Here is a 24,532-nt window from a genome sequence, read left to right as displayed (position 1 = left end):
GCACGGTTAAGACCGCCTCCCGGTCATCACGCTCCAGACATAGGCGGCATAGATCACCAGCAGACAGGCAGCCAGGAGGAACCACGTCAGGGCATATTGCAGGTGTTTATTGGGCAGTTCCAGCCGCGTTTGCCCGCCCTTCGGCCAACCGCCCGGAACGTCGCTTGCCTCCGCATCCAGGAAGAAGGGCAATACCTGCACGGTCCCGCCCGGGAACATGGATCGGGCCATACCGCCCAGGTCCCGAGTGAACCACTGGTTGGCCTCCTCGTCATTGTCCGGCGAGAACAGGTTAGGCTTTTCGCTGGTTCGCACGAGCCCCGTCACGGTGACGATGTCCTGGACCTGCCCCTCTTGCCGGGCGCCGGGCTCCCGGCGGTCGTCCGGCACGAACCCGCGGTCGACGAGGACAACGCGTCCCGAGGCCGTCTCCAGGGGGGCGATGACATGCCAGCCCGGCTCGCCGTCCGACGAGATGGAGTATAGATAGCGCTCCAAATTGTGGTGGAACCGGCCCTCGGCCGTCACCCTCAAATAGTTCGGATCGCCCCACTGTTTGGCGCGTTCGACGGCCTGCTCCAGCGAGACAGGATTGCGCTCCGTCCGCGTCTCGATGCGCTGGATGATGCGTTCTTTCCATTCGAGGCGCTGAAGCTGCCACTGGCCGAGCCAAATCAGAAGGGCGAAGCCGATCAAGGTGGCTATCGTGAGCCTGATGAGAGCCGGAGTCGTCATGATCTAGGCTAGCGGTCCGAGACCAGCTTGCCTTCTTCGGCCTTGTTCCGGAATTGAAGTGCGATCAAGACACCCTTGAAACTGCGAAGCAGGAGAAGTGGAAGAACGAGCGCCGCCGTCCCCCAGACCAGGGCGTGTACCCAATAAGGCGGCTGGTAGACGGCTTCGACATAGAGTGCGGCGCCGACGATGATGAAGCCCGTGAACAGCATTACGAAGATGGCGGGCCCATCTCCGGAATCGGCGAAATCGTAGTTGAGACCGCAAACATCGCAGGCCGGAGCCAAGGTCAGATAGCCATTGAACATCTTGCCCTTGTGGCAGGACGGGCACCGCCCGCACATCCCGGCCCAAACCGTGGAGCCCAAGGGTAGATGTACTTTGTGGCTATGTGGCTCGCTCATCTTCAACCCGCAATCATCTCTTGTCCGAAACGGACGGTGGCCAAAACAGAAGGGGGCGGCCGCTGGACCGCCCCCCTCCAATGTCGGTGCCTATCGCCGTTAGTGGCCGGCGCTTGCCCCCGCGCCCCAGATATATATGGAGCAGAACAGGAACAGCCAGACAACGTCGACGAAATGCCAATACCAAGCCGCCGCTTCGAAGCCGAAGTGCTTGTGCGGCGTAAAATGGCCGGCCAGCGCGCGGAAGAGGCAGACCAGCAAGAAGATCGTGCCCACGATCACATGGAAGCCGTGGAAGCCGGTGGCCATGTAGAACGTCGAGCCGTAGATGTGGTTGGAAAAGCCGAACCCGGCATGCATGTACTCGAAAGCCTGCAGGCTGGTGAACAGAAGGCCCAGCACCACGGTGCAGGTCAGACCCCAGATGAGTCCCTTGCGGTCGTCATGCAGCATGGCGTGGTGCGCCCAGGTTGCAGTCGTACCGGATGTCAGCAGGATCAGCGTGTTGACCCAAGGCAGACCCCAGGGATCGAAAGTGTGGCCGAAGAAGCCGAGGCCCGGCACTTCCGTCTCGGCGCTCGGGATCGGGGGCCACTGGCCGCCCGTAACGACCGTTCGCGCATAAGTCACCGCATCATCCGGGAACAGCGCGACGTCGAAATACGCCCAGAACCAAGCGACGAAGAACATCACCTCGGAGGCGATGAACAGGATCATGCCGTAGCGGAAGTGAAGCTGAACCACGGGCGATTGGTGACCCTCGGCTTCCTCCTTGATGACGTCTCGCCACCAGCCGAACATCGTGATCATCACGATTGCGAGGCCCGGCAGCACGTACCAAAGCTGCGGGTCGCCCGCTTTCTTGCCCATGAAATACATGAGGGCGCCAAGCGCCAGCACCAAGCCACCGAGCGACCCGACAAGCGGCCACGGGCTCGGATTGAGTAGATGGTAGTCGTGTTGCGGTTTTGCGTGGGCCTGGGCCATCGTGAGTTCCCCTTCCTCCCCAATCGATCTTTTGGCGTGCCTAAGCCTCGCCGTGTCGCTTACGATCCCGACGCCCTATCCCCCGGCGCGGCAGCGACATCCGACGGGTCGTCGCTCCGGTAGAAGGTATAGGACAGCGTAATCTCCTCAATGTTTTTCGTACTCTCGTCTTCGACGATCTTGGGATCGACGAAGAACGTAACCGGCATGTCGATGCTCTGCCCTGCGGCGAGCGTCTGCTGCTTGAAGCAGAAACATTCGATTTTCTTGAAATAACGGCCCACGGATTCCGGCGCCACATTGAACCCGGCCGTCCCGCTCACGGGCTTATCGGTGTTGTTGTGCGCCTTGAAGAAGACCAACGCCGTGTCACCGATCTTGAGGTCCACGGAACGCTGCTCCGCGCCGAACTGCCAGGGCAGGTCCTTATCGACATTGGTGTCGAAACGCACCTTGATCGTTCGATCGAGGATGTGGTCCGGCGCCACGGTCGCCACCTGGGTCGTCCCGCCATAACCCGTCTGCTGGCAGAACAGGCGGTAGAGCGGAACCGCGGCAAAGGATAGCCCGACCATGCCGGCGACGACGCCGGCAAGAACCAGCGCGACAAGCCCACGCTTGTCGCGGCGCCCTGCCATCTCAGAACCGTTGTCGCCCGTTTGGGTCACATTCAGCGCCTTACCTATCAAATCTGCCGGATGGCGACATTGCCGCCGAGCCGGACAATGGTGACGACAAAGAACAGAATAACGAGAATCGCGAGTGTCCAGGCGATTGCCAGAGACCTTCTGCGTTGTCGGCGTTTGCGTTCGGCTTCGGCATTTTCCATCACAACGTCCAGATGCGTGACAGTACGCCACCGTCCAACCCGAAGCCATGCTCGACGAGGAGCACCGCGAACAGCACAAACAAATACAATATCGAATAAGCGAAGAGGTTCTTGGCCGCCCGCTCGCCGGCGGCGCCCTCGCGCTCCCGGTAGCAGTCGAAGGCAAACACCAGGAAGAACGCTCCGAAGACGGCCGCGACCAGTGTATAGAGCGAACCGCCGAGGCCTATCACGGACGGCACCATGCCAAGCGGCACCAAGATGATGCTGTAGATCAGGATCTGCCGGCGCGTTTCGTCGGCGCCATGGGTCACCGGCAGCATGGGCACACCGGCACGCCGGTAGTCGGAGCTGCGGATCAGCGCCAGCGCCCAGAAATGAGGTGGGGTCCACATGAAGATGATGAGGAACATCACGAAGGATTCGAGGCCCACGGAGCCCGTGGCAGCCGCCCAGCCGATCATGGGCGGCAGGGCCCCCGCCGCGCCCCCGATCACAATGTTCTGGGGCGTCAACCGCTTCAGCCACATCGTATAGACGAACACGTAAAAGCCGATGGTGAAGGCCAGCAACCCTGCGGCGACCCAATTGACCATGAGCCCAAGGCAGAGAACGGAGCCGATCGCCAGGACCGACCCGAAAGCCAGGGCCTCGTTCGGCGTCAGCGCGCCTTGCGGCAACGGCCGCGATGCGGTGCGGGCCATGCGGGCATCGATATCTGCGTCGTACCACATGTTCAGAGCACCCGACGCGCCGGCGCCGACGGCGATGCAGAGAAGGGCCGCGATCGCGAGGACGGGATGCATGTGCACGGGCGCGGCGACGAGACCGACCAGCGCCGTAAACACCACAAGGAACATGACCCGCGGCTTGAGCAGCTCCGCATAGTCGGAGATGTCGCCCCCAAGGTTATTCCCAAGGGCGACATCCAACCTGCCTTGTGTCGTTTCGACAGTCGTGTCTGTCATTGGCCTACTTACTCCAGCGCCCCACTTCGGCGCCCCTGGACCTTATTTGACCCGCGGGAGCGTATCGAAGGTGTGGAACGGAGGCGGCGAGGAGACAGTCCACTCCAGCGTCGTCGCACCCGCACCCCAAGGATTGTCGGCCGACTTCACCTTGCGGGTGAACTGCACGATCACACCGATAAAGAAGATGATGAAACCGAGGAATGCGAGATAGGCACCGAGCGAAGACACGAAGTTCCAGCCCGCGTAGGCATCCGGATAGTCGGCATAGCGGCGTGGCATGCCGGCAAGACCAAGGAAGTGCTGCGGGAAGAAGGCCAGGTTCGCACCGATGAACATGGTCCAGAAGTGCAGCTTGCCCCAGAACTCCGAGTACATGTAGCCGTACATCTTCGGCGACCAGTAGTACCAGCCCGCAAAGAGCGAGAAGACGGCGCCGAGCGACAGCACATAGTGGAAATGCGCCACCACGTAGTAGGTGTCGTGGAAGGACCGGTCGACGCCCGCGTTCGACAGCATCACGCCCGTCACACCGCCGACGGTGAACAGGAAGATGAAGCCGAGCGCCCAGACCATCGGCGTTTTGAATTGGATCGAGCCACCCCACATGGTCGCAATCCACGAGAAGATCTTCACGCCCGTAGGCACGGCGATCACCATCGTGGCGAACACGAAGTAAGCCTGCGTGTTCACGTCCAGACCCGCGGCATACATGTGGTGCGCCCAGACCACGAAGCCGATCACGCCGATCGCCACCATGGCGTAGGCCATGCCGAGATAGCCGAACACGGGCTTACGCGAGAACGTCGCAACGATCTGGCTGATGATGCCGAAGCCCGGCAGGATCATGATGTAAACTTCCGGGTGGCCGAAGAACCAGAACAGGTGCTGCCACAGAAGCGGATCGCCGCCATGCTTCGAGTCGAAGAACGCGGTCCCGAAGTTACGGTCGGTCAGCAGCATGGTGATGGCGCCAGCCAGAACCGGCAGCGACAGCAGCAGCAGGAAGGCCGTAACCAGGATCGACCACACGAACAGCGGCATCTTGTGCAGGGTCATACCCGGCGCGCGCATGTTCAAAATCGTGGTGATGAAGTTGATGGCACCGAGGATCGACGACGCACCGCCAAGGTGAAGGGCCAGAATGGCGAAGTCGACGGAAACGCCAGGCGTGCCGTAGGTCGACAGCGGCGCGTAAATCGTCCAGCCAGCACCGGCGCCTGTCGATCCGGGGGCACCCGGCATGAACAGCGACGAGATCAGGAGGACAAACGCCATGGCCAGCAGCCAGAACGAAATGTTGTTCATGCGCGGGAAGGCCATGTCGGGCGCGCCGATCATCAGCGGCACCATCCAGTTGCCGAAGGCGCCCATGGTGGCCGGCATGACCGCGAAGAACACCATGATGAGGCCGTGCGCCGTGACGAAAACGTTGAACATCTCCGGATTGCCGAAGATCTGCATGCCGGGCTCCATGAGCTCGGCGCGCATGCCCATGGACAAGAGAGCACCGACGATGCCGCCGACGAGCGACAGGATCAGGTAAAGAGTGCCGATGTCCTTGTGGTTGGTCGAGAACAGCCAGCGCTGCAAACCGTGCGGGTGATCGTCGTGATCGTGGTGGGCCGCTTCTGCCTGGGCATTGTTCGCCATGACTGTTTTCCCTTGTCGTCCTTTGGTTCTTGTAACCGGCCGTCAGGCCACGTGTTGATTTGCTGGAGCGCGACTAGTCGCGCGCCGACGCCAGCTTACCCTTCGTATCGATCGAGGCCGACTTTTTGCCCGCGACCCAGGCATCGTACTCGTCCTTCGAGACAACGCGCACGGCGATCGGCATGAACGCGTGATTGCGCCCGCAAAGCTCCGAGCACTGACCGTAGAACCAGCCCTCTTTCTCGGCCCGGAACCAGGTCTGCTGCAGCCGGCCCGGCACGGCGTCCAGCTTCACGCCGAAGGACGGGACCGCCCAGTCGTGGATCACGTCGTTCGACTTGAGGCTCACGACGACGTTCGCGCCGACCGGAACCACAACCTCGTTGTCGACCGTCAGCAGGCGCGGCTGCCCTTCTTTGAGCTGCGCGTCCGGCACCATGATCGAATTGAAGCTGATGTTCTCGTCCGGATATTCGTAGATCCAGTACCACTGGGCACCGGTGGCGGTGATGGACACATCCGCCTTGGGGAAGTCGTACTGGGCGAACAGAAGCCGGAACGACGGGATGGCGATTGCCACCAGAATGAAGATCGGAATGACCGTCCAGGCGACTTCAAGCAGGGTGTTGTGCGAGGTGCGGGACGGTTCCGGGTTGCTCTTCTCGTTGAACCGGATCATCACGATGACCATCAGCGCCAGAACGAACAGCGTGATGGCGATGATGATGGCCGTCACATAGGTATGGAAGTCGGTGATCTGCGCCATGATGGGCGTCATCGCTTCTTGGAAGCCAAGTTGCCAGGGATGCGCGCGCCCCGGCGGAAGTTCTTCAGCAAGCGCCGAGCCGCTAGCGCCGAGCCCCGCAAGCGCGGCTAGAACCATCAATGCACGATGCAACATCCCCATCCCATCACTCCCAAAGCCTGCTCTTGGACCACTCCTGGTTGGGAGGGTCAAAGTGCGATTATCGCCGACGCGGGCCTTTTGGCCCTGCGCCCACTGTCGCAGTGGCGACGCATATCAGCTTGCGCAAATTTTTGGCGTCGCCCCCGCAAAAACGCATTCTTGAGCCGACCGAGCGTAGCCCAGGTGTCAGCAGTTATTGTGTATTTTTAAAATCATAAAGGATATTGATTGGCAACAGTCATGATTCAGTTTTCAGTTTCTCCAAGGGTGACTTTGATCAACAAGTTCGCCCGGAGGTTGATTCCGTAGCAAGCCGCCAAGACGAGACGTGAATTCGCTGACCCACGTCAAACTTGCGGGCGATAGACCTGGTCGAATTTTGGCCCTATTGCCCGGCGAATGGCCTTGTTACTGCGTAGACCTGACCGCGACGGGGCGCAGGTTCACAGTCTTGTCCGAAGGGTTTTAGCCACCCTAGATCAGCTGCAGGAGGCCGGTCCGCCCTATGCTTACGCCATTGCTCTTGGCTCGCCCTCGTCTTGCCGCCTCCGGCAGCCGGATTTGCCGGCTGCACCTGCAGTTGAGGCTGCTGACCCTGGCACTCGCTGCTACGGTTTTCGTCTTATCCGCAATCGAATCGCCGGTCCGCGCACAAGATGACGGCGGGGCGCAAAGTCCGGCGGGTCCCGCCGCCGTGCTGCGCGGAACCTTCGGTGCCTGGCAGCTCTACTGCCGCACGCCTCCCGGAGCCCGGGAAGAGAAATGCGCGATCGTCCAGATGGTGACCGACGAGCAGCGGCCGAATGTCGGCCTAAACGTCCAGCTCTTCAAGTCGATCGGTGACGACACCAACATGATGCGCGTGGTCGCACCGCTCGGGATCTTCCTTCCCCGGGGCCTCGGCGTGAAGATCGACGGCGAAGATGTAGGCAACGTGCCCTACATCAAATGCGGGAAGACGTCGGGCTGCATCGCCGAGTTCGAACTTCAGGACGAAGTCGTGACGAAGTTGAAGTCGGGCCAGAGCGCGTTGCTGATCATCTTCCCGACCGTCGAGGAAGGGATCGGCATTCCGGTTTCGCTGGAAGGGTTCACGCAAGCGTTCGCGACGCTCAAATAGCCAAGAAAAATCGGCGGCAGAAAAGGAGATATCCGCCGCCGATTCGTCCGTCTTTGGGGGACGGAAAACGCCCACATCCCGTGCAGGGTTCGGAAAGGGGCGTGGCTTGCAGAGTATATGGCTGCCCCACCCGACCGTTCAAGTCGCGGCGCAGCATTCGCCCGACGGCGCAGCAATTATCCTAAACGTCGTGGTCGACGCACCAATCGTGCAACGACTCCAAGATGCCGAGCGCCGAATGACCGAACGGCGTGAGTTCGTAAGTCACGGCCACGGGCTTCGTGGCAATGACCTGCCGGCTCACGAGCCCGGTCTCTTCCATCTCCTTGAGACGTTCGGCGATCATCTTCTTGCTCGCGCCACCCAATTCCCGCGACAACGCATTGAAGCGCATCGGCCCCGCCTGCAGGTGCCAAAGGATCGAGGCCTTCCATTTACCGCCGAGGATGCGCATGCCGCGCTCGACCGGACAGGGCTCATTGCACTGTTTCGGCTCTGGGGAGCCAGTCAGCGGCTCATCGCGTGCGGTACGGCTGTCAGTCACGGTCGATTCTCGGCAGTCCTTGGGCACAGTCCAAATCAGCACTCGCGTTCCGGGGGCGCTCACTAGGTTACGATTTGTATACTGGTTGATTATCGAAACCTGCACGCCTACGTCAAGCGGCATTGCCCGCCCGCATTCCGCAGCGGCGGGACCCGACATCACGCTGCGTATCAGGAGGCTGACAGAATCATGGACCCCAAGCTTTTTAGCCCGCTCGAACTTGGCGACCTAACGCTCCCAAACCGGATCGTCATGGCGCCGCTGACACGAAACCGCGCCCTGCCCAACGGCGACGTGCCGCATGCCCTGAACGCCACCTACTACGCCCAGCGGGCGGGTGCGGGCCTGATCATCAGCGAGGGCACGCAGATCTCGCCCGAGGGCAAGGGCTACATCCAGACGCCCGGCATGTACAGCGACGCGCAGGTCGCCGGCTGGAAGGCCGTGACGGCCGCCGTTCACCAGGCCGGGGGGCGCATCTTCGCGCAGCTCTGGCACGTGGGACGCATTTCCCACGTAAGCCTGCTGCCTGACGGTCAAGTACCGGTCGCCCCCTCGCCCATCACTGCAAACAGCCAGACATTTACCGCCTCCGGGTTCGCCGATGTCTCCGAGCCGCGTGCGCTCGAGACGGATGAGATCGCCCGCGTTGTCGCCGAGTACCGCAAGGCTGCTGAGAACGCGAAGGCGGCCGGCTTCGACGGAATCGAGGTCCATGCCGCTAACGGCTATCTGCTCGATCAGTTCCTGCGCGATGGGACGAACAAGCGCGACGACGCCTATGGCGGGACTGCCGATAACCGCACGCGCTTCTTGGCGGAAGTCTTCGAGGCGGTCACGGGCGTCTTTCCGTCCAAGCGTGTCGGCGTGCGTTTCAGCCCGTTCTCCGGTTTCAATGACATCGCCGATAGCGATCCCGTCGCCACGTTCAGCGTGGCCATGGCCCGCGCGAACGATGCCGGGCTCGGCTACGTTCATCTCGTGGAGGGCCAAACGGGCGGTCCTCGTGAGTTTCCGGCGAACGCCATCGAGACGCTGCGCGCGAATTTCTCGGGCGCCTATATGGCGAACAACGGGTACGACCGGCAGATGGCGGTCGACGCCGTCGAGACGGGCAAAGCGGATCTCGTCGCCTTCGGCTCCTTGTTCATCGCCAATCCGGATCTCGTCGAGCGCCTGCGCCTCGACGCGCCTCTCAATGCGCCCGATCCGCAAACCTTCTATGGCGGCGACGCGGCGGGGTACACCGACTATCCCTCGCTGAGCGAGGCGGCCTGATCAGGCCTGAATTGAGCAATAGGGAGGGCGCCGTGCCGAGCGCCCTCCCCTCGCACATCCAGCGCCCGGCCGCCGACGCCCACAATTTCGGCGCGGTCTTGGCTAGACTGCTGTGCACCTTACCAGCCTCAAGGAATCGGCCTTGAGGAGAGGTTTTGGAGCGGCCGGCATGCGGATTGGACCTTTGCGCTTCTGGACGAGCCTGCTCGGCATGGCGTTCCTTTGCCTTGCCGGGGCGAGCACCGCGTTCGCGGAGGCCGCACCTAGTGACAACGCGATCCAGGCCTCGTACCGGGTCGGCGTTGCGTCGATCGATCTCGGCACGTTCGATCTGACAGCGAACGTCGGCCGCAAGGATTACACCCTCAAGGCGAAGGGGGAGTTCTCGATCCTCGCGGGGCTTCTCTACAGAGCCAAGGGCAAGGCACAGAGCAACGGCAAGCTCCTCGATGCGCGCCGCGCCGCAACGGTTCGACTTCTCCTACGCCGACAGCAACAAGAAGCAGGCGCTGCAGATCGACTTCGGCGAGGCGGCTCGCCCCGCGGTGACACGAACGCCGAAGAAGCGGCGCGACAAGAAGGCCGTGCCTCTTTCGGACGAGCAGCTTCGCAACGTGCTCGATCCGCTGACGGCCGCGTTCCTATCCGTTCACGCCAGCGTGCCGCCCGGGGACCTCGCGGTCTGCAATCAGACCCTGCGGGTGTTCGACGGCAAGCAGCTCTTTGAACTCGCTCTCTCACCGAAGCGCACCGAAGAGCTCGGGCCGAAGGCCGCCGGAGGCATCCCGGCCGCGGCGGTGTGCGCGGTCCGCTACCAGCCGATCGGCGGCCACCGTCCCGAGAGTTCGGCTGTGAGCTTCCTGCAGGAAACCGAGGGCATCGAGGCCTGGCTGGTGCCGATCCCGGGAACGGAGATGTTCGTACCCTATAAGGTCGTTGTGCCTACGTCGTGGGGGGACGGCATGGTGAAGCTGACCGGGCTGAAGTCGGAGCCCGCCGCGCGCCGCGCCAGCGCGCGCTAGAGCGCCTCGCTCTCGAACAGCCTGTCGATATTGCCCTTCCAAGGCCCTTCGTAGGCGGCGATGAGGCGGTCCGACTCCGTCCGGCCGGTCTCGACGATCTCCATAAGGGGGCGGAGCATGTGCGTCTCGTCCTGGCCCTTGTCGTTGCGTTGGGCCCGCCGCAGAAGGCCGCCCTCTGCCAGCGCCAGAACCTCGCGGGCAAGCTCGCGCACGGTGCGGCCCCGGAACGGCGTGGCCAGCCCGGTACGCGGCACGGCGAGGCGCATTTCGTCGCGCTCCTCCTGCGTCCAGCTCGCGATCAGCGAGGCCGCGCCGTCGAGCGCGGTCGTGTCGTAGAGCAGCCCCGCCCACAGGGCCGGAAGCCCCAAGAGGAGACCGAACGGTCCGGCATCGGCACCGCGCATCTCGAGAAACTTCTTGAGACGCACCTCCGGGAAGAGCGTCGTGAGGTGGTCGGCCCAATCGTCGATGGTGGGACGCAGGCCCGGCAGCGCGTCCAACTTGCCGCTCATGAAATCGCGGAACGAAGAACCGGCGACATCGATGTAGCGCCCGTCGCGATAGACGAAATACATCGGCACATCGAGCGCGTAGTCCACGTAACGCTCGAAACCCATGCCGTCGTCGAAGGCGAAGGGGAGACCCCCGGTTCTGTCCGGATCGGTGTCTTGCCACATCTGCGCACGATAGGACTGAAAGCCGTTCAGCTTCCCTTCCGTAAAGGGCGAACTCGCAAACAGCGCGGTCGCGATGGGCTGAAGGGCAAGGCCGACCCGCAGCTTGCGCACCATGTCCGCTTCGTCGCTGAAGTCCATATTCACCTGCACGGTCGCCGTGCGGAACATCATGTCGAGGCCATGGCTCCCGCGCTTGGGCATGTACTGCATCATGATGCGGTACCGGTCCTTCGGCATCACGGGTATCTCGTCCAGCTTCCATTTGGGCGAGAAACCGAGCCCGAGAAAGCCGATGCCCAGCTGATGCGCGACGGAACCGACTTGGCTCAGATGTTGGCGCAGTTCGGCTTCCGTCTCGTGGATCGTCTTCAACGGTGCGCCGGACAGCTCGAACTGTCCACCGGGCTCCAGGCTGATCGATCCGCCGATGGGGCAGTCCGAACACGACAGCGCGATGATCTTGCCGTTCTCCCGGACGGCATCCCAGCCGAAACAGTTGTGATGTGCTTCCAGCAGCGCGCCGATTCCGCGAGGGCCTTCATAGGGGACCGGCGAATTGTCCGTGACGTTGAAACCGAACTTCTCGTGCTCGGTGCCGATGCGCCATTCGGACTGCGGCTTACACCCCGACTCCAAATACCCGACGAGTTCATCGCGCGACTCGATGATGAGGCTCTCGGGCCCGTCCACGCGTGTCGACATGTGAGGAGAACTCCGCTTGGGTCGTTTGGAATAAGAAAGCCGATGGGCGATGCGCACCGGCGCGCCCCGGGGGACGCGAACAGGTCACTCTATTGCGGGTCAGTATATCGTACGGAGCGACCGGCGCGGCAAGAGACAGTTGCGTGCCATAACAAAGCGTTGATCGGTGCTTCGCCGGTCGGCCAACCCGCCCAATGCGGGCTCAGACCATCATGCGATGGTACAGATCGAACATGATCCAGAGGCTACCGCCCACCATGATGAAGATCAGGACGAGCGCGAAAGCGAGCGCTACGAGATTCTCGCGCGGGGTCGTCTTCAAATCGATGTGCAGGAAGAACGACAGGTGCACCAGGATCTGCACCACGGCGAGCGCCGCAATGAGGATCAGCGTGGTCTCGCGTGGGAGCACACCCGTCGCCGCAAGACCGAAGGCTATGACCGTCAGGATCACGGCCAACGCGAGCCCGATCAGGTAGGGCTTGATGGTACGCTCGATCTGAAGCCCCGACTTGATCTCCATCACAGCACCCCCGGCAGATAGACCACGGAGAAGATCACGACCCAGATGATGTCGAGGAAGTGCCAGAACAGGCCGAGCCGCATGAAGCGCGAGGCGACCGGCGCCGTCAGGCCTTTGAAGAACACCTGAGCGAACATCACGACGATCCACACCAGACCGACGCTGACGTGGAAGCCGTGGGTGCCGACGAGGGTGAAGAAGGCCGACAGGAAACCGCTGCGGTCCGGTCCCGCCCCTTGCGCGATCATGCCGGTGAACTCGCCGATCTCCAGAAAGATGAAGCCCGCGCCCAAGAGGAACGTGATGGCGAGCCAGAGCAGCACCTTGCCACGGTCGCCGGCCGAGAGCGCGACGGCGGCCACGCCGAACGTCGTACTGCTCAAGAGCAGCAGCGCCGTCTCGGCCGCCGCTCTGTCGAGCTCGAACACATCCTTTGGCGTCGGCCCGCCGGCCGCATTGCCGACCATGACGAGATAGGTGGCGAAGAGGCAGGCGAAGATGACGGCGTCGCTCATCAGATAGAGCCAGAAGCCGAAATCCTTCTCCTCGTAGCGCTCCGCGTCACGCGGGCCGATCGTCATGCTGGCGACACTGCTCATTCGGCGGGCTCCGGCGCGGCATTGCCGGCAAAGCCGGGCTCGTCCGCCATTTCGTTCTTCGGGGCTTTGGCGAGCTGGGCGAAGCGCTCGTCTTCGATGGCCTTCACCTCGCTGGCCGTCATGATGAACTCATCGTCGTCGTCGGAGGCGCGGTAGATGATCGTGCCGGCGATCACGGCGAGCGCCAGAAGCGCCAGCCACCACATCCACCAGATCGCGGCGAAGCCGAACACGCCGCCCGCAACGCCGATCACGACGCCGGCATAGGTGTTCTTCGGCATGACGATGTCTTCGTATTCGGCCGGGCGCTCATAGGCGACGCCGCGCTGTTTCATGTCCCACCAGGCGTCCCGGCTCTCCACCTTGGGTACCACCGCGAAATTATAGGGCGCCGCTGGGGACGACGTGGCCCATTCGAGGGAGCGGCCGTTCCACGGATCGCCAGTGAGGTCGAGCGCCTGGTTGCGCTCGCGAATGCTGACGACGAGTTGCACGCCGAGACAGATCATGCCGAGCATGATGATGAAGGCGCCGATGCCGGCCACGATGAGATGGGGCTGCCACGCGGCGATGTCGTAGTGCTCCATGCGGCGCGGCATGCCGAGCATGCCGAGCACGTAGAGCGGCATGAAGGCGACATAGAAGCCGATGATCCAGCACCAGAAGGCGCGCGTGCCCCATTTCTCGTTGAGCTTGAAGCCGAAGGCCTTGGGGAACCAGTACATGTAGCCGGCGAGATAGCCGAACAGCACGCCCGGGATGATCATGTTGTGGAAGTGCGCGACCAGGAACGTCGTGTTGTGCATCATGTAGTCGATCGGCGGCAGCGCAAGCAGCACGCCCGACAGGCCACCAATAACGAACGTCACCAGAAACCCGATGGTGAACAGCATCGGCGGTTTGAAGATGATGCGGCCGCGATACATGGTCAGCAGCCAGTCGAACACCTTCACGCCAGTGGGCACCGAGATGATCGTGGTCATCGTTCCGAAGAACGAGTTGACCTTGGCGCTCGATCCCATGGTGAAGAAGTGATGCAGCCATACGGTGAAGGACAGGAGGCCGATGGCGCAGGTGGCCAGCACGAGCGAGACGTAGCCGAACAGACGCTTCTGGCTGAACGTCGAGACGACCTCGGAGAATACGCCGAAGGCCGGAAGGATGAGGATGTAGACCTCCGGATGACCCCACAACCAAAACAGGTTGATGTAGTTCATCATGTTCCCGCCCATGGCGTTCGTGAAGAAGTGGAACCCGAAGTTCCGGTCGAGAATCAGCATGGCGCAGGCCACGGTGAGCGCGGGGAACGCGAAGATGATCAGGACCGACGTGATGAGCATGGTCCAGGTAAAGAGCGGCAGGCGGAACATCGTCATACCGGGCGCCCGGTTCTTGATGATCGTCACCAAGAAATTGATGCCCGTCATCGTGGTGCCGAAGCCCGCGACGAACACCATCCAAAGCCAGTAATCGACGCCGACGCCCGGCGTGTATTCAACCCCCGAATACGGCGGATAGCCCGTCCAGCCCGCGGTGGAGAACTTGCCGACGACCAGCGAGACGAGCATGAGCGCCGCCCCGGCCGTGGTGAGCCACAGGCTGACCGAATTCATGAAGGGAAACGCCACGTCCCGCGAGCCGATCTGCTGCGGCACGATGAGATTTGCCAGCCCCGACAGGAAGGGCATGGCCATGAAGAAAATCATGATCGTGCCGTGCGACGAGAAGATCTGATCGAAATGGTCCGGCGGGAGATAGCCGTCACTGTTGTAGGCGATGGCCTGCTGACTTCTCATCATCGCCGCGTCGACGAAGCCGCGCAGGAGCATGACGAGCGCGAGCATGATGTACATGATGCCGATCTTCTTGTGATCGACGCTCGACACCCACTGGGTCATCACCATGCGCCAGGCGCCGAAATAGGTAATGGCTCCGGCGACCGCGAGTCCGCCGAGCACGGTCACCGCGGCACCGGACGCGGCGACGGCGCTGTAGAACGGCAGGGAATCGATTGTCAGTCGTCCGAAGATATCCACTGATCTATTCCGTCGTTTCCGCTTCCGAGTGATGCGGCATGCGGTCCATGTCGCCGTGGGACCATTTGGCGATGATCTTGTCGAACAGCCCCGGCTCCACACCTGAATAGTAGGTCACCGGCACCTTCTCGCTGGGCTTCGCCAGCGCGTCGTACGTGGCCGCGTCGAGGGACTTCCCTTCCTGCTTCGCCTTCTCCACCCAGGCGTCGAAATCCTCTTTCGACTGCGCGTGGGTCTGGAACTGCTGATCGGCGAACCCGGTGCCGCTGTATTGAACATTGCGGCCCCAGAACGTGCCCTTCTCGTCGGCGAGCAGGTTGAGCCGTGTCTGCATGCCGGCCATCGCATAGATTTGCCCGCCGAGCTTCGGGATCACGAGCGAGTTCATGACGGTGTCGGAGGTGATCGTAAGGCTGACGGGCGTACCGACCGGCATGGCCAGCTCGTTCACCACGGCGATGTCCTGCTCGGGATAAACGAACAGCCATTTCCAGTCCTGGGCGATGGCCTGCACCTGAAGCGGTTTCACGCTCGGATCGATCTCCGTGTAGGGATCGAGCTTGTACGTGTACTCCCAGAGATGGAAGGCCAGCCAGACGACGATCGCGGCCGGAATGCTCCAAACAATGATCTCGGCAGGCCAATAGAAATCGAAGTTCGGCGTGTACCGTGCTTTGAGGTTTGTTCCGCGATAGCGCACCGTGAACCACGCCGCCATGATGAAGACCGGAACGATCACGATCATCATGATGGCGGTTGCTTTGAAAAGGAGACCGCGCTCGGTCAGCGCGATGGGCCCTTTGGGATCCAGCGTGGGCCCGTCGGCCACGCCGCAGCCCGCGCACAGCACCGTCACCCCCGCGACGGCGATCGCGGCCGTTACACGGGTGGTCCATCGAAGTGAGCGTGCGTGTCTGACGATCATTCCTTCGCTGCTTCGATTCTCATGCGATACGGCAAGGCTGCGCAAGATCGTAATGACTTGCGGCCACTATTGCGAGGATAGACCACGCTTGGTGCACAACCTGTGACAATCGAGTCACAGAGTTTTATCGAATTGCAAACAGCCTAGCGCCAATCGCCGCACACGGCGTTGACGAGCGTCAGGCAGGCGACAGCAGCCGTGTCCGCGCGCATGACTCGCGGGCCCAGCGAGATCGGCAGCACGAAGTCTTTCTTGAGGAGGAGCTCGCGTTCCTCAGGATCGAATCCGCCCTCGGGCCCGATCAACACCGCGTGCGGACGAGATGCATCCGATGCCAGCGCCTCGAGCGGCGAAGCGATGGTTGCCGCCTCGTCGGCGAAGACTAGGCGCCGCTGCGGGTTCCAGGCGTTCAGGATGTCTTCGAGCTTTTGCGGTGCGTGCACCTCGGGCACGCGCAGGATGCCGCATTGCTCCGCCGCCTCTACCGCATTCGCCTCGAGCCGTTCGACCTTGACGCGCTCGGCGATCGTGCGCCGCGTGATGACCGGCCGCAGAACGCTGGCGCCCATCTCCGTCGCCTTCTGCGCCATATAGTCGATGCGGGCGCGCTTGATGGGCGCGAAGAGATAGTGGAGATCGGGACCCTCTTCCTGAGGCCGGGCTTGGTGCTCGGCGACAAGTATCATGGACTTCTTGCCTGCAGCGCCGGCACGGGCGCACCACTCGCCGTCCGTTCCATTGAACACGAGGACGTAGGAGTCCGGCTTAATCCGGAGCACATTCGCTAAGTAATGCGTCTGGTCCCGATCCAGCGTTATTTCGGCGCTCGCTCGAAGCGGGGACTTGACGAACAGCCGTGGCAGTTTAGAGGGCATGGACAACCCGCGGCAGCAGAAGCGAAACGGCAGGACACATGACACGTCCGGAGAATGAAGGCAAAGCCGGCGCTCCGGCCGATGCCCCCGCGGCCGACGCACCCGTGGCCGACGCCCGAGCCAAGAACTGGGCGGACCGCTACGCCCCGCCCTGGGCGTTGCCGTATCTGCGGCTGGCACGGGCGGACCGTCCGATCGGCTTTTATCTGTTGGCGCTGCCCTGCTTCTGGTCGGTGGGTCTCGCCGGCATCCACACGGGCGTGGCCTATCCCGATCCTGTCCTGCTCTTGCTGTTCGCAATCGGCGCCGTCGTGATGCGTGGCGCGGGCTGTACGTATAATGACATTGTCGACCGTGACATCGACGCAAAGGTCGCCCGAACCCGGTCGCGGCCCCTGCCGAGCGGACAGGTCTCGCTCAAGAGCGCTATCGCTTTCATGCTGGCCCTGTGCCTCGTCGGCCTCGGCGTGCTTCTCAGCCTGAACAGCTTCTCGATCTGGGCTGGCTTCGCCGTCATCCCCATCGTGGCGCTCTACCCGTTCATGAAGCGGATCAGCCATTGGCCGCAGGCCGTGCTCGGGCTCGCGTTCAATTGGGGCGCCATGGGCTGGGCCGCAGTGACGGGGCGTCTCGATTGGGCGCCGGTGGTGCTTTACGTGGGGGCAGTCGCCTGGACCGTCGGCTACGACACCATCTATGCGCATCAGGACCGTGAAGACGACGCGCTGATCGGCATGAAATCCACCGCGCTCCGGTTCGGCGCCGACACCACGTATTGGCTGAGCGGGTTCTACGCGGTGACGATCGCGGCGATGGGGCTCGCCGGCTGGCTAGCGGGTGGCGGCCCGCTGTTCTTCACCGGTCTCGCCCTCGCATACGGGCAACTCTTGTGGCAGATCGCGACTCTCGACATCGACGACGCCGACAACTGCCTTGCCCGTTTCAAGTCCAACCGAGACTTTGGTTTGATTGTTTTTTTCGCAATTCTGGCCGATATGACGGTTGCATCTTCCCTCTAGAGGGACGATGTGACGGGAATGGACGAATGGCCCGGGAAATGCACGGGCGACTCACATAAAGTTCCCGCAACGCAAGCGGGCCCCGGTGCGTGTCGCATCCGAGGCCCGTGTGACGCCTTGCTGTTAGCTTCCTTATTGGCTGCCTTGAGGTAGCCTTGATTGCGTAGATGGTGCCACGGAAGACTTCCCGGACGCTTAATGGACGTCATTAACGACCGGTAGCTTCGAGCATGGTTGAGAGAGTGTTTCTATCCCGCGATGACCGCGATTACGCACAACAAGACCCACGAAAAGGCGCACGGATCGTCGCCTAGCCGCGAGCAGGATTTCGATATCCTCGGTCGCGCCGTGCGGGAAGCCGGGGCCCTGGCGTCGAGCTACTTCAAGGAATCGCCCAAGGCCTTCACGAAGGCGGACGGCTCTCAGGTGAGCGAGGCCGACCTCGCCGTCGACGCCGCGCTGAAGCTCGATCTCACGACACGCCGCAAGGATTACGGCTGGCTTTCCGAGGAGAGCCCCGACGATCGCTCGCGCCTCAAATATTCGCGGGTCTGGATGATCGATCCCATTGACGGGACCGGCGCCTTCCTGCGCGAAATTCCCGAATGGACCGTCTCGGCGGCCCTGGTTGAGGACGGGGTTCCGGTGATTGGCGTCGTTTACAATCCCGAGAAGGACGAGTTCTTCCACGCCATTCGCGGCGCCGGTGCGTTCCTGAACGGCGAACCGATCCACACGACCGACCAAGCCACCTTGGAAGGGGCCCGGATGATCGCGAGCGGCGGTCTGTTCAAGAAGAAGATCTGGGAAGACCCCTGGCCCAACGTGACGGCTCAGTGGGTGAATTCCGTCGCCTACCGTCTGGCGCTGGTAGCCTGCGGGCGCGGAGACGCCACGATCTCCCTCACGCCCAAGGCTGAATGGGACTTGGCGGCGGCGGCCGTGATCGTGGACGAGGCCGGGGGCGTGATCACCGATCACCGGGGCGCGCCGCATGCCTATAACAGCGAGATTCCCAAATTTCCCAGCCTCGTCGCCAGCGGCCTCGCCCTCCACCCTGCGCTGATCGAACGCACCAGCCGCGTAGACCTTTAGATCACAATTCGGCACATTGCCCGGCGAACCAACGAGCTAGGGGGATTTCGCATGGCTGCAGACAAGCGCGCATCGGAAACGGCGGAGAACGGCAAGCAACTGCTGCATCTCGTCTTCGGCGGGACTCTGACCGAGCTGGACAAGGTCAAATTCGACGACCTGACCAAGCTGGATATCGTCGGTATTTATCCCAACTACGCCAGCGCCTACGACGCGTGGAAGGACGCCGCGCAACGGTCCGTGGACGACGCCCATATGCGCTACTTCATCGTTCATCTTCATCGGCTGCTGGACCCGGAGGCGGCTTAGCCTGCCGGCGGCGCGCCCTCCCCGCCTCTGCGCACTTTGAGCGCTGGTGTCGAAGGGCTTTTCGCCGTAAAGGCCCCATGGCTCTCCCGACGGCTCTCGTGCTAGACAGGGGAACCAGGAGGCGGGGCGCACCCGCCGTGCCTCACAGGAACCGGGATAACCCTTGAAAGACAACGTCTTCATAGATGCCCGCGTGGCTGCTCGCGGTGGCGACGAGCTCACGGGCGAGCGCTACACAACCGGGCAGATCGTCAAACGCATCTGGCGGGAGCATCTGCGGCCCCACAAGGCGCTGCTCGCCTGCGGCGCGATCGCGATGCTGCTGACCGCGGCGACGACCGGCGCCATTCCGTTCGTGATCCAGCGCACGGCCGACGACATCTTCGTCAACAAGAACGCAGACGTGGTGATCTACATCACCATCGCCATCGTCGTGATCACCGTGGTCAAGGCCATCTCGGAATATGTGGCCAACGTGACCGTCGGCTATCTGGGCCATCGCTTCATCGCGGACCTGCGCCTGCAGATGTTCAACAAGCTGGCCGAGGCTGACCTCGGCTGGATCCAGACGGTCCATTCGGGCCGCATTCTCTCCGGCTTTCTCAACGACGCGACGCTCATCCGCGCGACGGCCAGCCGCACGATCGTCACGCTGTTCGAGAACGCCTTCAAGGTCGTGATCCTGATCGGCTCGATGTTCTATATGGCCCCGCGCCTGTCGATGCTGGTGATGATCTTCATGCCCTTCGCTTGGTTCATGCTGTCGCGGCAGCGGCGGAAGATGCGCAAGTCGACCACCAAGTCGCTCCAGGAAACGGGCGATCTGTCCGCATTGGTGACCCAGACGCTCCAGGGCATGCGCGTGGTGCGCGCCTACAAACAGGAAGCCCAGGAAGAGGCACGCGCCTCGGTCGCCATCAACCGGGCTTTGGAGTTCACCATGCGCGGCATGCGCGCGCGGGCTCTGTCGAGCCCCGCCATGGAACTCATCGTCGGGCTCGGCTTTGCAGCCGCCGTCTACGTCGCCGGCATCCATGGCATACGGGGCGAGGCGACACTCGGCTACTTCATGGGCTTCACCACGGCGGCTCTGCTCATCTACGGGCCGCTCAAGAGCCTCGCGACCCTTCAAACGCAGCTGCAAGAAGGCGTCGCCGCAGCGAGCCGCGTGTTCGGTATCGTCGACCGCGAGAGCAAGCTGGTAGAGGCAGAAAACGCCAAGCCGCTCGATCTGACCGCCGGCGAGGTCACCTTCCGCGATGTCGGCTTCTACTACGATCCTGAGAACGTGGTGCTGAAGGGCGTGACGCTCACAGTACCGCCAGGGAAGACCGTCGCGCTTGTGGGTCCGTCCGGATCCGGCAAGAGCACGCTCGTCAATCTGTCGCTGCGCTTCTTCGATCCGCAGGAAGGCGCGGTCCTCATCGACGGCCAGGACATCAAGGACGTCACGGTCTCGTCCTTGCGGGACGCAATCGGTCTCGTCACCCAAGACCCGGTTCTGTTCGACGACACGATCCGCGCCAACATTGCCTATGGGGCCAAGCCCCTGGTCGAAGAGGAAGTCATCGCGGCGGCCAAGGCGGCCGCGGCACACGACTTCATCATGGGCTTGCCGCGCGGCTACGATACGCGCGTGGGCGAGGCCGGCGGCCTCCTGTCGGGAGGCGAACGGCAACGTATTGCCATCGCACGCGCCATCTATAAGGACGCGCCGATCCTCATGCTGGACGAGCCGACAAGCTCGCTCGACTCCGAGTCCGAAGCCAAGGTTCAAGCGGCGCTCGAGAAGCTCATGCAGGGGCGCTCCGTGCTGATGATCGCGCATCGCCTGTCCACGGTGAAGAAAGCCGATGTGATCTGCGTGCTCGACAAAGGCCGTATCGTCGAGACCGGGCGCCATGACGAACTCGTCTCGCGCGGGGGGCTCTATACGCGGCTGCACCGCACTCAGTTCGGCATTGCCGGTGCTCTGGAACAGGCATCCGCCGGCGAGGCGACCGTCGTCCCCGTTCCAGGCGAATAGCGGCGCTTCGGGATGGTGAAGCGTTTTCTCGCATCCGAGCAAGGCACGGCCTTCCTAAGCAAGCTCGCCTCCAGCTATATCCGGCTCGTCTATGCCACCAGCACCTTGGTGCGCGAGCCGGAAGACACCGACGCCAAGCTGTTTGCCCAGCACCCGCAAATCCTCTCGATCTGGCATGGCCAGTTCATGATGCTGCCGATCATGAAGCCGAAGCGCGAGGCGGAGGTGAAGGCCATGGTGTCGCGTCATGGCGACGCCGAACTGATCGGCGATGTGCTGCGCCGCTTCGGCATGGAGCTGATCCGCGGCGCCGGCGCCGGAAAACGAAAGCGCAATCGCGGCGGTGCCTCGGCCATGCGGGAGACTCTGAGGTCGCTGGAATCGGGCGCAACCGTCTGCATGACGGCGGACGTACCGCCGGGTCCCGCGCGCCGCGCAGGGGTTGGCATCGCCACGATCGCCGCGAAGTCAGGCCGCCCCGTGGTGCCGCATGCCATCGCCACAAGCCGCTCCATAAAGCTCTCCACTTGGAGCGCCTTCACGATCAACCTGCCTTTTTCCAAGATGGCTTACGTGGTCGGCGAGCCCGTTCTTATCCCTGACACCGAAGATCCGGAGGTGATCGAGGCAGGACGGAAAGCTATCGAGAGCGCTCTCGCCGAAACGATGGCGCGCGCCTATGACTTGGTGGGTGCAACCGACCCGCTGAGCAAGGAAGAAGCCCTGAAACCCGGCGCCGCGCTCAAGGCCTACCGGCTTGCGACACAGCTTGCGGCGCCTGTCGCCCCGTTGCTGTTGGCGTGGCGGACGCGCAAGGGCAAGGAGGAGCGCGACCGGCGTCCCGAACGCTACGGGATCGCGACCCTCCCCCGGCCCTCGGGCTTCCTCGTTTGGTTTCATGCCGCGTCGGTGGGCGAAACCAACGCCGCGCTTCCACTTATCGAGCACATCGCGCAGGCACGGCCGGACCTTCGCATCTTGCTGACCACAGCCACGGTGACGTCGGCGCGTCACGCGCGCGCGCGGCTGCCCGAAGGCGCGATCCATCAATATGTCCCGCTGGACCGAACCACCTACCTCAAGCGCTTTCTGGACCACTGGCGTCCCGATCTCGCCGTTCTGGTGGAATCGGAGGTCTGGCCGAATCTCGTATTGGAGACGAAGGCGGCGGGCGTCCCGCTCCTTCTGATCAACGCCCGGATGTCGGGGCCGTCCTACAAGAGATGGCGGCGGCGCCCAGGCATGAGCCGGCCCATCTTCTCGGCCTTCGACCTCGTCCTGGCTCAGAATGATCGGCTTGCCGAACAGATCGCGCAGCTCGGCGCGCCCAAATCCTATGCCGCCGGCAATCTGAAGGCCGATGCGCCCCCGCCGCCCGTTGACCCTGCCGCGAAGGCGGACCTGTCGGCCGCATTCTGGGGACGGCCGATCTGGCTCGCGGCCAGCACCCATCCCGGAGAGGACGAGATCATCGGGGCAGCCCACGCCAAGATCAAAGAGGTCTTGCCGGATATCGCCACCATCATCGTGCCGCGTCATCCCGAACGCGGGACGGCCATCGCCGAGATGCTGCGTTCCCGCGGACTGAAGGTCTCGATGCGATCCCAAGGCGGCGGCATCGACGCCAGTACGGACGTCTATGTGGCGGACACGATCGGCGAGCTCGGCCTGTTCTACGCGCTCACGCCGGTCGCCTTTATCGGCGGTTCCCTGGTCAAGCATGGGGGACAGAACCCGGTGGAGGCGATCAAGCTCGGCGCCGCCGTCCTGGCCGGCCCACACGTGCATAATTTCCGCGAGATGTACGGCGATCTCCTGAAGGCGGGCGGCGCCCGGGAGGTCGAGGATGCCGGCAGTCTTGCCGATGCTGTACTCGACCTGCTTCAGAACGAAGTGGCCCGCAAGGAAGTCCACGCCAAGGCCGAGGCCTGCGTCGCCGCGATGACGGGCGCTATGCCGAAGACGCTGGAAGCGATCGAGGCCTACTTCCCTGAGAAGGTGCCGCTGCAACATGCCTCTTGAGACGCCGTCCTGGTGGTATGGCAAGCGCGGAAGCTTCGCGAAAGTCGCGCTCGCCAAAGTCATGCCTGCCCTGCTCTCGCCGGTCGCCTCACTCTACGGCCGCAGCGCCGCCTCGCGCCTGGCGCAGGACCCGGAATACCGGTCGGGACTACCCGTGATCTGCATCGGGAACTTCACCTCCGGCGGCGGCGGCAAGACCCCGACGGCCATTGCTCTTGCCGGGCTGCTCAAGGCCATAGGCAAGACCCCCGCCTTCCTCACGCGCGGCTATGGCGGCAGCGCAAAGGATGTGGTCCAGGTCGCCGGACATGATGCGAGCGAGGTCGGTGACGAGGCCCTGTTGCTGGCGGAGATCGCGCCCACGTTCGTATCCGCGGACAGAGTGGCGGGCGCGAAGGCCATCGAGCAAATGGGCGCCGACGTCATCGTCATGGATGACGGGTTTCAGAATCCAGGGCTCGCGAAGGATCTGTCGCTGATCGTCGCGGATGCGGCATCGGGGCTCGGCAACGGCAAGGTCATTCCGTCCGGACCGTTGCGCGCGCCGTTGGCCGCCCAGATGCCCCATGCCGATGCGCTGCTTGTCATTGGCGAGGGCAAGAAAGGCGATGCGCTCATCAAGCGGTTCGAAGCGGCGGGCAAGCCCGCCTTGCGGGCGAAGATCAAACCCAATTGCGACCCACGCTGGCTCACGGTGTTGCCGACAATCGGCTTTGCCGGCATCGCGCGGCCGTCGAAGTTCTTCTCGACGCTGAAGTCGAACGGGGCCCGCCTCGTTTCCAGTCACGGCTTTGGCGATCATCACCGCTTCACGGAGAAAGAAGCCCGGCGCCTGCTGGACGAGGCGGAGTCCAAGAAGGCGATGCTGGTGACGACCGAGAAGGACTGGGCGCGCCTGACCGAGGATGACGACGATGAAGAAGACAGCGCGGTCGCCGAGCTGAAGAAACGATCGCGGCCGTTCCCGATCGTCGTCACGTTCGACGACCAGGATGCCGTGAAGACATTGCTCGAAGGGACGCTCGAAAAGGCGTCTGCAAAAAGTATCGGCTAGGCTTTTTCAGACGTCTCGCGGACCCGCTTGAGTGAGGCAGCGGCATCCACATACGGCTCCTGCAGCGCGACGCTCCAATAACGCAACTCGTCGAGCGGAATGGTCGTGCCGGTCACCGCACAGCGGACGAATTCGCCGGGCGTGACCACCTGCACCTCTCCATCCAGATAGCGGAGCTTGGCCTCACCCTTGAAGCCGAAATTGCGTTCTAGGCGATTCATCA

Annotated in this window: 25 protein-coding genes; 9 read left to right on the top strand and 16 right to left on the bottom strand. The window is 62.9% G+C overall.

The features are described 5' to 3' along the window. Window positions 1–6: 6 nt before the first annotated feature. From AUC70_RS06925 to coxB, 8 genes are all read right to left on the bottom strand, one after another. Window positions 7–735, bottom strand: a complete 729-nt coding sequence (locus AUC70_RS06925; protein ID WP_069444201.1) for an SURF1 family protein — start codon at window positions 733–735, stop codon at window positions 7–9. Window positions 736–743: 8 nt separating this feature from the next. Next, a complete protein-coding gene (locus AUC70_RS06920; RefSeq protein ID WP_342021995.1) occupies window positions 744–1,043 on the bottom strand; it encodes a DUF983 domain-containing protein in 300 nt (99 codons plus the stop codon). A 195-nt stretch (window positions 1,044–1,238) separates the two neighbouring features. Continuing rightward, window positions 1,239–2,126 carry a cytochrome c oxidase subunit 3 gene (locus AUC70_RS06915; protein WP_069444200.1) on the bottom strand — a complete coding sequence of 296 codons (888 nt, stop codon included), beginning with the start codon at window positions 2,124–2,126 and terminating at the stop codon, window positions 1,239–1,241. A gap of 59 nt (window positions 2,127–2,185) precedes the next feature. Further along, the gene (locus tag AUC70_RS06910; protein ID WP_244505537.1) at window positions 2,186–2,794 is read right to left on the bottom strand and encodes a cytochrome c oxidase assembly protein; all 609 of its coding nucleotides are present in this window, start codon (window positions 2,792–2,794) and stop codon (window positions 2,186–2,188) included. A gap of 17 nt (window positions 2,795–2,811) precedes the next feature. Next, window positions 2,812–2,955: a hypothetical protein gene (locus AUC70_RS17375; RefSeq protein WP_174202133.1), complete on the bottom strand. Its 144-nt coding sequence runs from the start codon at window positions 2,953–2,955 to the stop codon at window positions 2,812–2,814. Further along, a complete protein-coding gene (locus AUC70_RS06905; protein ID WP_069444199.1) occupies window positions 2,955–3,923 on the bottom strand; it encodes a heme o synthase in 969 nt (322 codons plus the stop codon). The genes AUC70_RS17375 and AUC70_RS06905 overlap by 1 nt, the downstream gene beginning before the upstream one ends. Window positions 3,924–3,965: 42 nt before the next feature. Beyond that, window positions 3,966–5,576 carry a cytochrome c oxidase subunit I gene (gene ctaD, locus AUC70_RS06900; protein ID WP_069444198.1) on the bottom strand — a complete coding sequence of 537 codons (1,611 nt, stop codon included), beginning with the start codon at window positions 5,574–5,576 and terminating at the stop codon, window positions 3,966–3,968. A gap of 73 nt (window positions 5,577–5,649) precedes the next feature. Continuing rightward, window positions 5,650–6,483 (bottom strand): cytochrome c oxidase subunit II, encoded by an 834-nt coding sequence (gene coxB, locus AUC70_RS06895; protein WP_069444197.1) that lies wholly within the window; start codon window positions 6,481–6,483, stop codon window positions 5,650–5,652. 505 nt (window positions 6,484–6,988) lie between these two features. Between coxB and AUC70_RS06890 the strand changes: the two genes are divergently transcribed. After that, window positions 6,989–7,603 carry an invasion associated locus B family protein gene (locus AUC70_RS06890; RefSeq protein WP_083241358.1) on the top strand — a complete coding sequence of 205 codons (615 nt, stop codon included), beginning with the start codon at window positions 6,989–6,991 and terminating at the stop codon, window positions 7,601–7,603. 181 nt (window positions 7,604–7,784) lie between these two features. Here the strand turns inward: AUC70_RS06890 and AUC70_RS06885 are convergent, their stop codons facing one another. Beyond that, window positions 7,785–8,147, bottom strand: a complete 363-nt coding sequence (locus AUC70_RS06885) for a winged helix-turn-helix transcriptional regulator (protein WP_206599325.1) — start codon at window positions 8,145–8,147, stop codon at window positions 7,785–7,787. A 189-nt stretch (window positions 8,148–8,336) separates the two neighbouring features. Between AUC70_RS06885 and AUC70_RS06880 the strand changes: the two genes are divergently transcribed. Next, entirely contained in the window at window positions 8,337–9,425 is a 1,089-nt protein-coding gene (locus tag AUC70_RS06880; RefSeq protein WP_069444196.1) for an alkene reductase, read from the top strand. A 449-nt stretch (window positions 9,426–9,874) separates the two neighbouring features. Then, window positions 9,875–10,447 carry a DUF3108 domain-containing protein gene (locus AUC70_RS06875; protein WP_069444195.1) on the top strand — a complete coding sequence of 191 codons (573 nt, stop codon included), beginning with the start codon at window positions 9,875–9,877 and terminating at the stop codon, window positions 10,445–10,447. Here the strand turns inward: AUC70_RS06875 and AUC70_RS06870 are convergent. The 6 genes from AUC70_RS06870 to AUC70_RS06845 all read right to left on the bottom strand — a co-directional run bounded on the left by AUC70_RS06870 (window position 10,444) and on the right by AUC70_RS06845 (window position 16,784). After that, window positions 10,444–11,826 (bottom strand): glutamate--cysteine ligase, encoded by a 1,383-nt coding sequence (locus tag AUC70_RS06870; RefSeq protein ID WP_069444194.1) that lies wholly within the window; start codon window positions 11,824–11,826, stop codon window positions 10,444–10,446. The genes AUC70_RS06875 and AUC70_RS06870 overlap by 4 nt on opposite strands. Before the next feature lie 202 nt (window positions 11,827–12,028). Further along, window positions 12,029–12,349 (bottom strand): cytochrome o ubiquinol oxidase subunit IV, encoded by a 321-nt coding sequence (gene cyoD, locus AUC70_RS06865; RefSeq protein WP_069444193.1) that lies wholly within the window; start codon window positions 12,347–12,349, stop codon window positions 12,029–12,031. Beyond that, window positions 12,349–12,948: a cytochrome o ubiquinol oxidase subunit III gene (cyoC, locus tag AUC70_RS06860; protein ID WP_069444192.1), complete on the bottom strand. Its 600-nt coding sequence runs from the start codon at window positions 12,946–12,948 to the stop codon at window positions 12,349–12,351. The genes cyoD and cyoC overlap by 1 nt, the downstream gene beginning before the upstream one ends. Continuing rightward, window positions 12,945–14,978, bottom strand: a complete 2,034-nt coding sequence (locus AUC70_RS06855) for a cbb3-type cytochrome c oxidase subunit I (protein WP_069444589.1) — start codon at window positions 14,976–14,978, stop codon at window positions 12,945–12,947. Before AUC70_RS06855 ends, cyoC begins: the two co-directional genes overlap by 4 nt. Before the next feature lie 10 nt (window positions 14,979–14,988). Then, window positions 14,989–15,909, bottom strand: a complete 921-nt coding sequence (gene cyoA / locus AUC70_RS06850) for a ubiquinol oxidase subunit II (RefSeq protein ID WP_083241356.1) — start codon at window positions 15,907–15,909, stop codon at window positions 14,989–14,991. A 143-nt stretch (window positions 15,910–16,052) separates the two neighbouring features. After that, the gene (locus AUC70_RS06845) at window positions 16,053–16,784 is read right to left on the bottom strand and encodes a 16S rRNA (uracil(1498)-N(3))-methyltransferase (protein WP_069444191.1); all 732 of its coding nucleotides are present in this window, start codon (window positions 16,782–16,784) and stop codon (window positions 16,053–16,055) included. 38 nt (window positions 16,785–16,822) lie between these two features. On the opposite strand from AUC70_RS06845, the gene ubiA reads away from it, so the two are divergent. The 6 genes from ubiA (at window position 16,823) to lpxK (ending at window position 24,309) form a co-directional block, all read left to right on the top strand. Beyond that, a complete protein-coding gene (gene ubiA / locus AUC70_RS06840) occupies window positions 16,823–17,803 on the top strand; it encodes a 4-hydroxybenzoate octaprenyltransferase (RefSeq protein WP_069444190.1) in 981 nt (326 codons plus the stop codon). A 258-nt stretch (window positions 17,804–18,061) separates the two neighbouring features. Next, window positions 18,062–18,898: an inositol monophosphatase family protein gene (locus AUC70_RS06835; RefSeq protein ID WP_083241355.1), complete on the top strand. Its 837-nt coding sequence runs from the start codon at window positions 18,062–18,064 to the stop codon at window positions 18,896–18,898. 51 nt (window positions 18,899–18,949) lie between these two features. After that, window positions 18,950–19,207, top strand: a complete 258-nt coding sequence (locus AUC70_RS06830; protein ID WP_069444189.1) for a DUF4170 domain-containing protein — start codon at window positions 18,950–18,952, stop codon at window positions 19,205–19,207. A 193-nt stretch (window positions 19,208–19,400) separates the two neighbouring features. Beyond that, on the top strand, window positions 19,401–21,233 hold the full coding sequence (locus tag AUC70_RS06825; RefSeq protein ID WP_158007388.1) for an ABC transporter ATP-binding protein: 1,833 nt from the start codon (window positions 19,401–19,403) through the stop codon (window positions 21,231–21,233). 12 nt (window positions 21,234–21,245) lie between these two features. After that, entirely contained in the window at window positions 21,246–23,255 is a 2,010-nt protein-coding gene (locus tag AUC70_RS16210) for a glycosyltransferase N-terminal domain-containing protein (RefSeq protein ID WP_083241353.1), read from the top strand. Next, complete coding sequence (lpxK, locus tag AUC70_RS06815; protein WP_083241352.1) at window positions 23,245–24,309, top strand: tetraacyldisaccharide 4'-kinase; 1,065 nt, start codon at window positions 23,245–23,247, stop codon at window positions 24,307–24,309. Before AUC70_RS16210 ends, lpxK begins: the two co-directional genes overlap by 11 nt. Here lpxK and AUC70_RS06810 read toward each other — a convergent pair. After that, window positions 24,306–24,530 carry a DUF2093 domain-containing protein gene (locus tag AUC70_RS06810; protein WP_069444188.1) on the bottom strand — a complete coding sequence of 75 codons (225 nt, stop codon included), beginning with the start codon at window positions 24,528–24,530 and terminating at the stop codon, window positions 24,306–24,308. The genes lpxK and AUC70_RS06810 overlap by 4 nt on opposite strands. Between the last annotated feature and the right edge of the window lie 2 nt (window positions 24,531–24,532).

This window comes from Methyloceanibacter stevinii, assembly GCF_001723355.1.
GTDB classification, from domain to species: domain Bacteria; phylum Pseudomonadota; class Alphaproteobacteria; order Rhizobiales; family Methyloligellaceae; genus Methyloceanibacter; species Methyloceanibacter stevinii.
The sequence above is the reverse complement of the archived record's forward strand: the minus strand, read 5'-3'. Positions and strand labels throughout refer to the sequence as shown.